The sequence below is a fragment of the Chryseobacterium sp. C-71 genome, assembly GCF_020911865.1.
In the GTDB taxonomy this organism is placed as follows: Bacteria; Bacteroidota; Bacteroidia; order Flavobacteriales; family Weeksellaceae; genus Chryseobacterium.
The window spans coordinates 1,606,313-1,621,245 of sequence record NZ_CP087131.1; the positions used below are offsets into that span (position 1 = coordinate 1,606,313).

The following is a 14,933-nucleotide window of genomic DNA, read 5'->3' on the forward strand; positions in this document are numbered from 1 at the left end:
CAAAACCTCAACCTTTTGTCCTGAACTGATAAAACTTTGAACCTTCTCATCTCAAATATAAATTATGAGTGTTTTAATTATTGTTTTCCTAACTGCAGTTGCTGCGTTATTTTCGGGAGTTTTTGAGCAAGGAAAATTCGCAAGATACATTGGGATTTTTGGATTAATCATTGCCCTGTATGTGAGTTTCTTGCCGGAAGCTTCATTCTTTGAGCAGTACAGACACATGTATGAATTCAGCGCAAATGCAGCTTTATTCACAAAGATTTCTATTGTAACGACTTTACTGTTATTCTTTCTGGGAGGTTTTGCATTCAGCAATCACAGAAGCCATCAGTCAGAATTGTATGCATTAATGTTGTTTGCGCTTTGTGGCGGAATTATCCTTTTTGGTTTCCAAAACTTAGTGACTTTATTCTTAGGCGTTGAGATTCTTTCTATTCCGTTGTATGTAATGGCGGGAGCGAACAAAACAGATTTAAGATCAAACGAAGCTTCTATTAAATATTTCCTGATGGGTGCATTTGCAACAGGTTTCCTGTTGTTTGGTATTGCATTTATCTACGGAAGTACAGGAACTTTTGATTTATATAGAATTCAGGAATTTACGATCACAAATCCTAAAAATATTATGTTGATTTTAGGTGTTATCTTAATGCTATGTGCTATGTCATTCAAAGTGGCTTTAGCACCTTTCCATATGTGGAGTCCTGATGTTTATGCAGGTTCACCTTCATTGATTACGGCTTTCATGGCGAGTGTGGTAAAAATCTCAGGTTTCTTTGCTTTGTTCAGATTAATGACGATTGGATTCTCGGGCGTAACTGCTGAATGGATCAATATTCTTGGAGTATTCTTAATCATCACTCTGGTTCTTGCGAATGTTATGGGACTTGCGCAAACCAATGCAAAAAGAATGTTGGCCTACTCGTCAGTATCTCACGCAGGATATATCGGTTTGGTTTTCTTCGGAATGAATGCGCTTTCTACGTATACTTTAGCTTTCTATCTATTCGCCTATTCACTGTCTACAGTGGGAGTTTTTATGTGTCTGATTTGGGTAGAAAAAATCAAAAGAGAAACTTCGTTCGGAGCTTTTAAAGGATTGGCAAAAACAGAACCTTTACTGGCTGTAGTTGCAACAATCTCTTTATTATCAATGGCGGGAATTCCTTTGACAGCAGGTTTTATGGGTAAATTCTCATTATTTGCTCAGGCGTTGACAAGAGATGATAATACGTTCTTAGTAATCGTAGCGGTTTTAGGTTCGGCGATTTCTATTGCTTATTATTTAAGATTAATCATTGCGATGTTCTTCTTTAAAGAAACAACTTTTAAAACTTCAGAAAAAGTAACGGTTACTTACAATATCGTTGCAGTAGCAATCATATTATCGCTGGTTGCTTTAGGAGTTTTTCCTGATTTGTTTGCGAAGCAATTCGGATTATAAAATAAGATCTACATTATATACTATAAAACCTTCCAATGAATTGGAAGGTTTTTTTGTGACAATATCACTGTAATTGAAGACAATAAATCATCAGCTACATCATCCACTTTATAATTAATATCTTTTATTCTACAAAGCGCAATTTAGCAGTCTGAAGAATATTTCTTTACTGATCAATACATTTCCTATTTTCAATAAATTCCATCTGCACGATCAGGAAACCATCTGTCCGCTTCGGAATGTATTCTGTAAGGAACGGAATGTCTTCTACATGGCTCGGAATGTCTTATGTATGATTCGGGATATCATCTGTACGCTTCGAAAAACAAAATGTATATCACGGAATAGTTTCTGTATGTCTCGGAAAGAAATCTTGACAAGTGATTAAGGTAATTTATAAGATGAACAAGAATAGCAGTGTTCACGCTTGGCGTGGGCTTGTCTATTTGTTCATTAGATATACTAGTATCTCCAAGGCAGTAGATATAGCTCCACGCCTTTTTATTTTCTAGAGATAATAAATTTGAATTAAAATAACACGTCATCTTCTGTCGCATTAGATATTGATATTTGCGTAGAGAGTATAAAAAAAATAAAAATGAATGTCTTTTATTAATCGTATTAATGAAATTTAGCAGTCACTTTGTTATTGACTTTGTATGATTTCTGGAGGAATCATAACTCATTTTTTTACTGTGTCCAGATCTCTACGGGATGACAAAGTGGCTGCTAAAAGTGAATGATAAAAAAAGAACGGTGAAAAGTGAATGGTAAAAACTGGTTTATTACTATTGCGGGCATTCGTAAAGATAAAAAATGATATGAAAAAACATGGAAAATTAAATTATAATCAATATTTACTTCTTTTAAGGTTTTCCTTATAGCAGGAGTTAAATATATTTTTATATTAGCAAAAAAATAACAATTATTAAAAACATAAATCATGAAAAAACTCTACATGAGTGCAGTTCTACTATGCACTACCGCAGTATGGTATGCTCAGGATGTGGTATGGCAAAAAGACATTAAATCCTCTACTCAGGATTTTCTTTCGCAGGTCACCACAACAATCGACCAGCAATATCTCATTACAGGAAGCAGTATCCAAGCAGGAAGCGGGAAGCTGGGTGCAGGAAGTACCATTTCAGCTTCAGATAAACAACAGGCTAACAATGGTTACGATTTTCACTTGGTAAAACTCAACCAACAAGGTGAAGAAGTCTGGGAAAAGTATTTCTCCGGACAGAACCATGATTTTCTTTCCGCAACAGTCGCTACTCAGGAAGGTGGTTTTCTGTTGGCCGGGACTTCTTACTCCGGAAAAGGGTTAGATAAAAAAGAGGATGCTAAAGGGGGATCTGATATCTGGCTGATTAGAATCAATGAATATGGTGATGAGCTATGGCAGAAAACTTTGGGAACTTCTCAGGATGAGGAAGCCAGAGCAGTGATTCAAACTACAGATTTCGGATTTTTTGTTGCCGGAAATGTTCAGAACGCACCCAAAGGATATGGATCTAAAGATGTACTAATTTCAAGAATCGATAAAAACGGAAAAGAGCTTTCACAGATTATTTTAGGTGGAAAAGGTCTGGATGAAGTGGAGAAGATGATTCCGACCTTAGATGGAGGTGCATTGCTAGGGATGTATTCGAGAAGCGGAAATTCAGCTGGAAGTCTGAAGTCTGAAGCTGGAAGTAAAGAAACCCATGCGATCTCAAACGAAGTCTTATCCATTTCAAAAAAGTCTGAAAACTTTGGTGAAGGTGACTACTGGATCGTCAAGCTTAATAAAGACGGAAAAGTAGAATGGGAGAAGAACTTTGGAGGAAAAGGCGATGACCATTTAAGAACTTTGGCAATGACTTCCACAGGATTTATCGTGGGTGGTGAATCGAGATCTGAAAGATCCGGAAATAAAACCGTCAGCATTGAAGAAGGAACAGACCTTTGGTTGATCTCCCTTAATGAAAGAGGTGAAGAACTGTGGCAGAAATCCTACAATTTTAAGAACAGAGATGTTCTGATGGGCATGAATGTGGTGAAAACCGGAGACGATAAAACTTCAAAAGGAATTTTGCTTGGCGGTTATACTCAGGCGGAAGGCAGAATAGAATCAGATGATGAGACTTTTTGGATGATCTATCTTGATCAAAACGGAAATGAGCAGTGGAGAAAGCATGTGAAAGGAGAATCCAGAAAAAAGGAGGAAAGGTTATCTGACATTAAATTAAACAGAGACGGCTCTATTGTGTTGGCGGGTACCAGTGCAGAAGAGTTGGGGAAAGAAAACTGGAAAATTGTGAAGCTGGGTGATAAACAACTGGATCAGCTGATCGAAAAATCAGACATTAAGATCTACCCAAATCCGGTATCTGATTACTGTTATGTTGAGATTGGTTTTGACTCTTCGACAGGCTCAGAGCAAGGTTTTAAAGAAGCTGATATCACGCTTTACGATATGGGTGGCAGACAGATTCAAAGCCTAAAAACTAAAAATAAGGTAACGAAGATCAATACGCAGAATCTGATTCAAGGGGCGTATTTGGTGACGGTGAAAACGGATGCGAATAAAACTGCTAATGCTAAATTAATTAAGAAATAAAAACACAAAACAATGAATAAATTTTTAGTTTTTCTAATAATGATCTGCTCTGCTTTTTTGAACGCACAGGGTTACGAATCAACAATTCTAGGGTCAAATATTACTGCTCCTACGGCATCTGGGATTGCCAGTAAAATAAAATCACCATCAGCAATGTCAACAGGAATTCCTGAGATTGAAATTCCTTTTTTTTCATTGGCTGCCCATCAAAAGGGGGTTGCCATTAACCTTGGGCTTACCTATCATCCCAACAATACTTTCATGGAAAGTAAAGCCAGTGATGTAGGTTTAGGATGGAATTTGACAGGTTCTACGAATTTGATTTATCGTGAAGTAGATCAAGGCAATGGGGTACCTAACAATAACTATCACTTTAATTTTTTGGGAAGAGGTGGAACTTTTCAATTTTTTAAAGAAGGGAACGCTTTAATTATTAACAAAGTAACAGAAAATAGATTTCAGATTTCCGTGACTGAGACGGGAACGGATCTCTACAAATTTAAAATAATAGATGAAAACGGTATTTCTTATTATTTTGAAACATTAGATAATTCTTATTACTATAATGCATTAAATGCAATGCACAAAGCTTTCACGAGCTGCTTTTATTTGACTAGAATTGATGATCTAAACGCAAACGAACTTGCTGTTTTTGAATATCAGGAAGATAGTTATCAAGTTCCTGCAAATGCAGGAAATACATCTCAAATATCCGTCAAATCTTTGAAAATCAATAAAATTACATCAAGAGATTTTGGAAGTATTCAGTTCAGTTATTCGTTTGACAGTAATTTTAGAAAATCTTACGTAGATCCATTTCAATTGAACTTTGTAGAATTAAAAAATAAGGCAGGTAAGCTGATTGAAAAATACGCGCTTCAATCTCAGTATTTGGCTACAGGATATCCTTACGGATTTATTGACAGTGGAGTAAATTTTGGATGTAGTTATTATCTCAATCAACAGAAAAGACAGTTAACAAAAGTTTTGAAATATGGTACAGGAAACTCTTACGAAACTACTGAGATAAAATATCCTGCTACATACCCAGGAAATAATTTTGTGGTATCAGAAAATTGGTCTACATATCCTAATTTAGATGCATTTACATGCTTTACAGCAGAATATAATAATCCAAAGTATTTGGGTGCCGGATTACTACAGTCCATAAAGTATCCTAACGGAACAGAAGTTAGATATACGTTTGAACCTAATATATATTATGTAGATAAAAGTTTTCCAAATTATCAGCATCTGGCACCCCCACATGAAGTGAAGGATCGTGACGCACAGTATTTCGAATATATCGGATCTTATCCTTTTGATTTCCAGTATGGGCCATATAACGGAGGATTTACGCTTCCTGTAAACCCTGATGAACCAGATGGACACAGTTATCTTTTTTTCCATATAAGAATTGACGAATTATATACAAACGGACCGATTCAGCCAACAGATGGTAATTTTTTTGTAACTGGAGAATTACTTGGTGGAGTAAACGGTTACGATGTATCTAAAAAATATCCGCCGGGAAAAAGGTCATTCTCCCTTACTGGAACAGGTGGTAAGGGTATTGTTACCATCCACAGAATCCGTTATAAGTCAGTTCCCCTGCCAAACTATTCCACCGGAAAAGGAGTTCGAATAAAGAAAATAGAATACCTTGATAATAATGTAGTGAACGAAGGTTTGACCAAAAGCTATAACTATCAAAAATTTGACGGGAGCAGTCCGACAAGTGGATTTTTTAATGAAATCGAAAATGAAGAATCGGTGGTTTATCAAAATGTTAAAGAAACCATCGGACAGAATAACGGATATACAAAATACTACTACAAAACGCTGTACGACTTGCTAGAGCCTACTCCACCTCAAGACACTATATTAGTTGGCGGCAATACGATTAGATTTGTAAATATCTTAAAAGACGGATTATTAGCTAAAAGAGAGGTTTTTGCTGCTGACAATTCACTGATTCAGAAAGACAGCATCCACTCAGAAATGCTTTCAATAAGAAGCGCCTATGTGGGTACTGGAAGTTACAACGGGCAAAGCTTTGATTTCAGAAGAAACGGTGTGATAAAATATCAAAAAACAATTTCTACTGCATACACTGCGTCAGGAGCATATTCTAATATATCAGAGATTACCCGCGACAAAAATGATTTCAATGTGATTAACGAAAAAAATACCGGATCAGACGGAACTGTTTCTGAGGTCAATATCATCTATCCTTGGGGACAGTTTCAAACCGATCCAAAACTTTGGAATGCTAATATAACATCCATTCCATTGATTGTAGAATCTAAACGCAACGGCTCTATTATTTCAAAATCTGAAACTAAGTTTGAAAACACTTCCCATTTCTATCCAACCTCACAGCTCAGCTTTCTGCCGGATAATCTTTCGCAGTCTCTTAAAAATGCATCTTTCGACATCTATGACGATAAAGGAAACCTTGTTCAGTATACCTCATTTCCTGAGGTAGGAAGTACCGGAATATCTACGACCATTATCTATGGATATGATAAAACCCTTCCTATTGCAAAAATAGAAGGTGCTAAATTATCTGACATTCCTGCATCATTCATTACAGCGATAGTGAACGCTTCCAATGAAGACGGAATGGCTACAGTGGCTCAGGAAGAAGCTAAAGAACAGGCTTTGATCAATGCTTTGAATACTTTTAAAAATGATGTTTCCCTTCAGAATTTCATGATTACCTGTTATACTTACAATCCTTTGATAGGAATCACCACCACCATACCGCCCAACGGGATGATGGAACTCTACAAATACGATTCTTTCAACAGACTGCTGAAAACCGTAGATGTTAACGGCAATACCATCAAAGAGCACAAGTACAACTACAAACACTAAAAACCAAAATCATGAAAAAAATAATCATTCTAGTTTTATTGTTTGCGGTCAACCTCATTCTGGCACAAACTCTTACCACAAGTGAAAACTATGTTTACACCAAAGTCTATCTTTCTCCGGACGGAAGCAAAAAATCTGAAACCGTACAGTATTTTGACGGATTGGGAAGACCCAAGCAGGTCGTTCAGGTAAAAGCTACCCCGTTAGGTCAGGATCTTGTGGTACCCATAACTTATGATCCATTAGGAAGACAGACCAAAACACTGCTTCCCATCCCTGTATCTACAGCCAACTCTGGAATACAGGCGGTAGATGAAAACTCCGTTAACAGCTATTACGGAGTTGCCAATGCCTATTCTGAGCAAAAACTAGAAGCTTCCCCTTTGGGTAGAGTGCTAGAAGTGGCACATCCCGGTGCAGCATGGGCAATGAGTTCGGGACACACCACCAAAATGCAGTATCTCACGAATATTGAAGGAGATCAGGTTAAAAGATTCAATACCACAGCATCATGGAGTAACGGTGTACTCACTACATCCATTACCAATGTTACGTTTTATGCACCGAATCAGTTGTCTAAGAATAAAGTAACCGATGAAGACGGAAACATCACGATTGATTTTAAAAACTCTGAAGGAAAAACAGTGCTTCTAAGGAAAGAAAGCTCAGCCGGAAAGCTGGATACCTATTATATTTATAACAATTACAGCCAGCTGGCATTCGTCATCTCACCCAAAGGAAATGAAAAGATCACGACCAATGGTAATGTAGTCACTTCTCAGATTTTAAATGACCTTTGTTATCAGTATGTGTATGACAACCGGTTCAGGCAGGTCGAGAAAAAGCTTCCCGGAAAAGGATGGGAATATATGGTCTACGACCAGCAGAACCGTATGGTGGCTTCTCAGGATGCCAATATGAAAAACAATACTGCCAATCCTAACAGGTGGATGTTTACAAGATATGACAAGTTCGGAAGGGTATTGTATACCGGAGTTTTCACGGGAGGTACCAGAGCGCAGGAACAAACCAATGCAAATGCGAAAGGCTTAAATAATGAAACAAGAAGCACTGAATCTTTTACACTGAACGGGCAGGAAATATTCTATACCAATACCGCTTATCCTTCAGCAGCTTTTATTCCTTATTCTGTCAATTATTATGACTCGTATCCCGGAACTACATCTGCACCTCAAAACATATTGGGTGTACAAACACTCAGCAGTTCTGTGAATCTTACTGTCAATAATGTAAGCAGCATACGAAACCTGAAATCTATGCCTACCGCATCTTTGGTCAAAAACCTTGATAACGATGCGTGGTCTTCTACCCACATCTGGTACGATCAGTTGGGAAGAGCCATCGGAAGTCATGGAAAAAACCATCTGGGCGGCTATACCAAAACGGAATCGTTGCTGGATTTTGCAGGTGTTCCCCAACAGTCGGTGATAAGACATAAAAGACTTAATTCTGATGCCGAAAAAGTAATTACAGAGACTTTTACCTACGATCATCAAAACAGACTGCTGACCCATAAGCACAAAGTAGACAGTAAGCCTGAAGAAATTTTATCCCGAAACAAATACAATGAGCTTTCTCAGCTTGAACACAAAAAAGTGGGAGGAACGGTATTGGCAAATCCACTACAGCAGGTTGATTACACCTACAATATCCGTGGTTGGATGACTCAGATCAATGATCCTAATAACCTCGCAGGGGATTTATTCGGGTATAAAATTAAATACAATCAGGTTGAAGGCTTGGAAACTCCTGACACTTCAGATACTGCATTGCAGGTAAAACCTCGTTTTAATGGTAATATTGCAGAAGTAGACTGGAAAACCGCAACACAGGAAAATGAATCTCTGAAAACGTATGGATATGTATATGATGATATGAACAGGCTGTCTGCAGGATTTTATCAGGATGCTACCAACCCTTCGCTCAGAGAGTATTACGAAAAAGTGACCTACGACAGTAATGGAAACATCATGTCGATGAAGAGAACCGGACAGAGAAGAGGCCCTACTGCTCAATTGATAGACGATCTTTCTTACCAGTACGAAAACGGCAATGCTAGCAACCGTTTACAAAAAGTGACCGAAACTGTTCCTCTGTCATTTGGTTACCCTTATCAGGCAACACCCACCAATATCACCTACGATGATAATGGGAACATGACTTCTTATCAAGATAAAGGGATTTCTTCAATTCAGTATAATTATTTAAATTTACCCAAACAAGTTACCCAAAACTCTGCAGTGACCAACTACACGTACAGAGCAGACGGCGTAAAAGTGAAGAAGCTCTTTGGAAGTACAGAAACCCATTATGTAGATGGTTTTCAGTATAAAAGTGTAGGATCTGAAATAAAACTGGTGATCATTCCTACCTCGGAAGGGTATTATGATGCGCAGAGAGATGCGTATTTCTATAACTTTACCGATCATTTAGGAAACGTAAGATTAAGTTATAGCGATGCAGACGGAAATGGGGTGGTGACAGGAGATGTAGTTGTTGAAGAATGTTGGGGTGGAAATTGCAGCAGCTACATCATCCCGGGAGAAATGGAAGGAATGAGCAATTATTATCCGTTTGGGATGTTGCATAACAGTAATTATCATGATGTTAACGCTGCCTATCAGTATAAGTACAATGGTAAAGAATTGCAGGAGTCTGGGATGTATGACTATGGTGCAAGGTTCTATATGCCCGACCTGGGAAGATGGGGAGTCGTAGATCCTTTAGCGGAAATTGCAAGAAGGTTTACTCCTTATCACTACGGAAATAATAATCCTGTGAGGTTTATTGATCCAGATGGGAGAAGTGCAATGGACAGCTTCTATGACTACCATAATTTTTCTAATGAATATCGTCCGATGTTCTCTGTAGACAGTCAGGGTTATATGCACACCAACCCAATATACAAGCAAAACAGTTATATTGATGCGGGTGGTTCAGGTGGCGGGGGAGGAAGTTACTCATTTACTGGAAATGCCGCTGGGTCTATGTACAATTATTTTGTGAATGGTGGAAGTATAAATGGAATATCATTTGTGAATGGAGAAGCTAGATGGTATACTCTAGATGGAACAGATTCTATGTATGTGGACAGTAATGGTATGACGCAAGTTTCGTCCGCTGATATGACCATGCATAGAGCAAAATTAACAGGTAATGATTTTTATATGGATTATTGGGGGTTACTCAATAATGCAAGTACAGCACAATCTTATGCAACTAATGGCATTGGGCTCACTTTGGGGACAACTGCTCAAGTATCAAATGATCTGGTAGGCGCGGGTAAAATGATAAAAGCATCCAATATTTTCAAAACTTACAACTTATACAGAAGCAATGGGTATCTGAATGGTAACCAATATATTTCTGGGAGAAAGTTTTTGAACAATGTTAAAGGAATTAACGCACTCAATAATTCCAAAGTAGTAAAAGGAATTGGACGTCTAGGGTTGTTTATTTCATTTGAACAATTCAGACAAACTCATCATCCTGGTTATATTTCTAGAGGAATTGTTAGTTTTGGAGTAGGTTTTGTTCCTTACTCGGGACCTGCTGCTTCTTTGCTGATTGATAATAGCAATGTAAATTACTGGAATATCTGGACCTGGGGTGATCCAGAATAAAAAAGTAATCATTAAATCCTTAAATTATGAAAAACAAGCTAAAGAATGCTTATTTGTATGCCTATTACGAATGTTATTTACAAACACATATTTATTATAAAGATCATAAAAACAAAAATTTTTATTCAGGTATGACTCTTGGGGGAGTTCTGGCATTTTTATTGATTTTTCCAGCGGTTATTTTTTTTGGAAATAAATTTGAAATTGGGAAATGGATGTATCTTATATTAATAGGAATTGCATATGGTCATTTATATTTTGATTCTTGGTTAATAGGTGAAAAAGACCTTACCGAAAAAATCAACAATTTTTATGACGATAAAAAAGTTGTAAAAGAATCTAGAAGAATGGTTATAAGCTTTGTGATATTATGTATTTTATTCTGGGTTTTTGTAATAAAATATGATTATGACTAATTATGAAAAAATAAAAAACGTTTATTTGTATGCCCCTCGCTCCGCACGATTATATAGTGTGATAGATAACAAAAAACCTCGCAATTTGCGAGGTTTTTTGTGTTTTATAGAGCAACATTTTGTTTTACAAAATCTTTAAATTTTTTCTGGTTTATAAAGGTGTCAATCTGTAAGTCTCCCTAAAAACTGGACATTTTATAACCCTGAAAATATTAACAAAAAACGATTAATTTTAGGTTATGAGAACGAGCAAATTTACAGACAGCCAAATTTTGGCTATTTTAAAGGAGTATGATTCGGGACAGACTGCAAAAGAATTGTCTCGGAAATATGGATTTCATTATCAGACTTTGCACGATTGGAAAAAGAAATTCAGCGGGATTAATTCTACCAAAGAACTGGCAAAAATTAAAGAACTGGAATCAGAGAATAATCGCTTGAAAAAGATGTTTGCCAACCTTAGTTTGGAACATGAAGCACTGAAAGACGTACTCTCAAAAAAGTGGTAAAGCCTGCCACAAAACGGGAAGTGGTTGCTTATCTGGTTTCAGAATATCCGATGAACATTCGGCAGGCGTGTAAATCTTTGAATTTGGAGCGAAGCAGCTATTACTATCATCCTAAAAGAAAAGATGATACGGACGTCATTGATTGCCTGAATCAACTTTCTGAAAAACATCCCAGCTATGGATTCAAGAAAATGTTTCACAGTCTTCGTAATGAGGGTTTTGGTTGGAATCATAAGAAAGTATATAGAATTTACAAGAAATTAGGACTGAATATTTTGAGAAAAAGAAGGAGAAGACTTGCTTCAAGAGAAAGACAAAACTTGGAAGTTCCTGAAAAATACAATGAAGTTTGGAGTATGGACTTTATGAGTGATTCTTTGTTTAACTCAAGACGATTCCGAACGTTGAACATTATTGATGATCATAACAGAGAATCGATTTGGATCGAAGCCGGGCTTTCCATCGGAGCGATGCATATGACCGATCTATTGGAATGGATTGTAAAGGAAAGAGGAAAACCAAAAGCAATACGAACAGATAATGATCCCGAGTTTACGAGTTCTGTTTTTACGAATTGGTGTCATAAACACAGAATTGAAATCCGGTACATTCAACCGGGGAAACCTGTTCAGAATGCTTTTATTGAAAGGTTCAACAGAAGCTATAGAACAGAGGTTCTGGATGCAAGAATCTTCAATAATTTGATAGAAGTACGGGAAATAACTTCTGATTGGATGGAGCATTACAACAATAACAGACCTCATGAAAGCTTGGGAAACCTATCTCCAATGCAGTATTTGTTAAAAAAGGAAAACTCGCCAGACGCTAATCCCAACAACGAGTTTTCTCCTTTTCAACAAATTTTGCCAGCATCAACAACAGAATGAAATATTTTATAGTTTTACAAAACAAAATGAGGGTATAATTCTGTCCAACGTTCGGGGAGACTTACAAAGGTAGGCATTCCCTACTCTTGTTTATTTTTGGCGATAAAAATAGATCTAAATGATTGAAGATCATTCCTCGTGTATCAGAGTTAGTGATACTAGAATTTGCGAAAACTGTAATTCAAAAAATATTATTAAAAACGGAACTACAAAGACTAAAAAACAACAATACATCTGTAAGAATTGTAATAAAAGATTTATAGAGTTTTACAATTACAAAGCTTATCATAAGAACATCAATTCAAAAATAATTCAACTAACAAAGGAAGGTTTAGGAATCAGAAGTACAGCCAGAGTTTTGAAGATTTCCGCAACCACTTTACTTAGAAGAATTATTAAGATTGCAGACAATATAAGCCAACCTAAAATTTCATTTTATCAATCTTATGAGCTCTATTAAATGAGATTTTTCATCAGAAAAAAATCAAACCCGCAATGGCTGGTTTATGCTATTGATAAAAAAAGTAAAATAGTGGCTGGTTTTTACATCGGTAAAAGGACAAACAAAATCTTAAAGACTGTAATAACAACGCTGCTTAATTCTAATCCTGAAAAAATTTACACCGATAAACTCCGACACTATCAATATTTAATTCCTAAAGAAATCCATCAAACCAAAAGATTCGAAACCAATTCTATTGAAAGGAAAAATCTTTCAATAAGGACTCATTTAAAAAGATTCAACAGAAAAACGATCTGCTTCAGTAAGAATATAAAAATTCTTATTTCAGTTCTAAAAATCTACTTCTGGATTGATTAAATTATAAATTCTGCCGATAGAACTCGTGAAAAATCTCTTAAACCAGCATATTATCTTTGGTTTTGAGGATTCGCAATCCAGTCTTCATATTTTACGGTACTCTCAAAAACGGCTTTTCCAGGAACTAAAGTATCTGTTTCTAAAACCGCTCCGAAATATGGCGCATCTTTTTCTATAGTAATGTTTGACGGACGCTGCATTACAGACAGATAATTTTCAACCCATTTATTCATAGGCATTTTTTCAGGCCCAGCGATTTCTGCTATTCCAAAAGAGGGGTTTTCAGTTACAGTTTTGGCTAAAAATTTCGCCACTTCTGAACTGGCAATAGGCTGTACCAATGCATCAGTCACAAACATTCCGCCGTCCTTTACGCTGGAAGCTGCAACTCCGCCTGCAAATTCAAAAAACTGCGTTGCATGCACGATGGAGTAAGGAACATGAGACTTCCCTATCAATTCTTCCTGAGCCTGTTTTGCTCTGAAATAACCACTCGCCCCTAATTTCTGCGTTCCCACAACAGACAAAGCGATATGATGCTTTACATGGGCTTTTTGCTCTGCCTCCAAAAGATTAGAGGTTGAAATTTTAAAGAAATTCATCACATCCTCATCTGCAAAAGAAGGCGAATTTGATACATCTACAACAACATCTGCATTTTCAAGCGCAGCATCCAGACCTTCATCCGTAATAGTATTGATTCCGGTGTTTGGTGATGCTACGATAACTTCATGCTGATCTTTTAAAAGATTGGTCAATTGAGATCCGATAAAACCGGTACCTCCGATAATTACTATTTTCATTGTTCTAATTTTTTATTAAAACAAAGATCAGCAACTTCGACATGAAAAAACTTAAACTGGTTTAAGAACGAAAATTTTCATTAAAAACTCTAAGTTCATCCGTAGAAATTCCAATATAAGAGGCAAAGACATCCTCCGGAAATCGCTTCACCAAATCAGGATAAGTTTTACAAAAATAAGCGTGAAAATCTTTTTTACTGGTCATCGGGTAAGTTTTCTGTTTCTGCAATGAAGCACCGTAAGCTCTCATGTGTATTTTATTGAAATAAACTCCCATAAAAGGATAATCCAGTAATAATTTCTCTAAATTATCTTTTGTAATCATTAAAACTTTGGTCTCTTCAAGCGTTGCAATACCAAAATTAGAGGGAATTGTCCCTAAAAAAGCATTATATTCTGTCACCCACCAATCTTCAATCGCAAAATGAATGGTGTTATCTTTTCCTTGATGATCTTTAAAATAAATATGTAAACATCCTTTAATCACAAAATAAAATTGGTCTACAAAATCTCCTTCATCAATCACCATATGATTTTTTGGAAAATTCTGTTCTTCAAAATAATGAAGCACTTTGTCTATCTCCTTTTCAAATCCTGGAACTAATTTTACAATGTGATCACGCAATTGACTCTTCATGTTTAAAACTGTTTTTTTAACAAGATAAGTAATTTTGTAATTTTATCGAAGTTCAAACTAAGAATTTCATTCAATATGAATTAAAGCTTTATTTTTCCATCTCTTCAAATAAGAATTATAACGCTTAATTTTCACATCAATTTATTTTTGAAATGCGTTAAAAGTGCTCTGTCAAGGAATTATTAAATTTAATTGGTTTTAAAATAAAAATAAAAGGCAAATATTTATTATAAAAGTTTTACATAAAATTTGTCTGTCTAAAAAATTATTCGTTATTTTGCA

At 36.2% G+C, this 14,933-nt stretch carries 11 protein-coding genes; 9 read left to right on the top strand and 2 right to left on the bottom strand.

The window, feature by feature from the left end; genetic code table 11:
• Positions 1-64: 64 nt before the first annotated feature.
• The 9 genes from LNP04_RS07265 to LNP04_RS19530 all read left to right on the top strand — a co-directional run bounded on the left by LNP04_RS07265 (position 65) and on the right by LNP04_RS19530 (position 13,211).
• The gene (locus LNP04_RS07265; RefSeq protein ID WP_229985869.1) at positions 65-1,450 is read left to right on the top strand and encodes an NADH-quinone oxidoreductase subunit N; all 1,386 of its coding nucleotides are present in this window, start codon (positions 65-67) and stop codon (positions 1,448-1,450) included.
• Between the two features lie 943 nt (positions 1,451-2,393).
• Positions 2,394-4,055, top strand: a complete 1,662-nt coding sequence (locus tag LNP04_RS07270) for a T9SS type A sorting domain-containing protein (protein ID WP_229985681.1) — start codon at positions 2,394-2,396, stop codon at positions 4,053-4,055.
• Between the two features lie 12 nt (positions 4,056-4,067).
• Positions 4,068-6,935, top strand: coding sequence for a hypothetical protein (locus LNP04_RS07275; protein ID WP_229985870.1), 2,868 nt, complete (start codon positions 4,068-4,070; stop codon positions 6,933-6,935).
• 11 nt (positions 6,936-6,946) lie between these two features.
• On the top strand, positions 6,947-10,579 hold the full coding sequence (locus LNP04_RS07280; protein ID WP_229985871.1) for a DUF6443 domain-containing protein: 3,633 nt from the start codon (positions 6,947-6,949) through the stop codon (positions 10,577-10,579).
• Positions 10,580-10,605: 26 nt separating this feature from the next.
• The gene (locus tag LNP04_RS07285; protein ID WP_229985872.1) at positions 10,606-10,995 is read left to right on the top strand and encodes a hypothetical protein; all 390 of its coding nucleotides are present in this window, start codon (positions 10,606-10,608) and stop codon (positions 10,993-10,995) included.
• A gap of 239 nt (positions 10,996-11,234) precedes the next feature.
• Complete coding sequence (locus LNP04_RS07290) at positions 11,235-11,504, top strand: transposase (protein ID WP_229982911.1); 270 nt, start codon at positions 11,235-11,237, stop codon at positions 11,502-11,504.
• Complete coding sequence (locus tag LNP04_RS07295; protein ID WP_229985873.1) at positions 11,498-12,391, top strand: IS3 family transposase; 894 nt, start codon at positions 11,498-11,500, stop codon at positions 12,389-12,391. Before LNP04_RS07290 ends, LNP04_RS07295 begins: the two co-directional genes overlap by 7 nt.
• A gap of 118 nt (positions 12,392-12,509) precedes the next feature.
• Positions 12,510-12,851 (top strand): IS1-like element transposase, encoded by a 342-nt coding sequence (locus LNP04_RS19525; protein WP_324292111.1) that lies wholly within the window; start codon positions 12,510-12,512, stop codon positions 12,849-12,851.
• Positions 12,852-13,211 (top strand): IS1 family transposase, encoded by a 360-nt coding sequence (locus LNP04_RS19530; protein ID WP_324292112.1) that lies wholly within the window; start codon positions 12,852-12,854, stop codon positions 13,209-13,211.
• Between the two features lie 50 nt (positions 13,212-13,261).
• Here LNP04_RS19530 and LNP04_RS07305 read toward each other — a convergent pair whose 3' ends face one another.
• Both LNP04_RS07305 and LNP04_RS07310 read right to left on the bottom strand, forming a co-directional pair.
• Positions 13,262-14,014: an SDR family oxidoreductase gene (locus LNP04_RS07305; protein ID WP_229985874.1), complete on the bottom strand. Its 753-nt coding sequence runs from the start codon at positions 14,012-14,014 to the stop codon at positions 13,262-13,264.
• Between the two features lie 61 nt (positions 14,015-14,075).
• Positions 14,076-14,651, bottom strand: coding sequence for a Crp/Fnr family transcriptional regulator (locus LNP04_RS07310; protein WP_229985875.1), 576 nt, complete (start codon positions 14,649-14,651; stop codon positions 14,076-14,078).
• Positions 14,652-14,933 lie beyond the last annotated feature (282 nt).

Bases quoted from the DNA above. Each gene is read 5' to 3' on its own strand.
- LNP04_RS07290 (WP_229982911.1), top strand. From the start codon at position 11,235: ATGAGAACGAGCAAATTTACAGACAGCCAAATTTTGGCTATTTTAAAG.
- LNP04_RS19530 (WP_324292112.1), top strand. From the start codon at position 12,852: ATGAGATTTTTCATCAGAAAAAAATCAAACCCGCAATGGCTGGTTTAT.
- LNP04_RS07270 (WP_229985681.1), top strand. From the start codon at position 2,394: ATGAAAAAACTCTACATGAGTGCAGTTCTACTATGCACTACCGCAGTA.
- LNP04_RS07265 (WP_229985869.1), top strand. From the start codon at position 65: ATGAGTGTTTTAATTATTGTTTTCCTAACTGCAGTTGCTGCGTTATTT.
- LNP04_RS07280 (WP_229985871.1), top strand. From the start codon at position 6,947: ATGAAAAAAATAATCATTCTAGTTTTATTGTTTGCGGTCAACCTCATT.
- LNP04_RS07285 (WP_229985872.1), top strand. From the start codon at position 10,606: ATGAAAAACAAGCTAAAGAATGCTTATTTGTATGCCTATTACGAATGT.
- LNP04_RS19525 (WP_324292111.1), top strand. From the start codon at position 12,510: ATGATTGAAGATCATTCCTCGTGTATCAGAGTTAGTGATACTAGAATT.
- LNP04_RS07275 (WP_229985870.1), top strand. From the start codon at position 4,068: ATGAATAAATTTTTAGTTTTTCTAATAATGATCTGCTCTGCTTTTTTG.
- LNP04_RS07305 (WP_229985874.1), bottom strand. From the start codon at position 14,014: ATGAAAATAGTAATTATCGGAGGTACCGGTTTTATCGGATCTCAATTG.
- LNP04_RS07310 (WP_229985875.1), bottom strand. From the start codon at position 14,651: ATGAAGAGTCAATTGCGTGATCACATTGTAAAATTAGTTCCAGGATTT.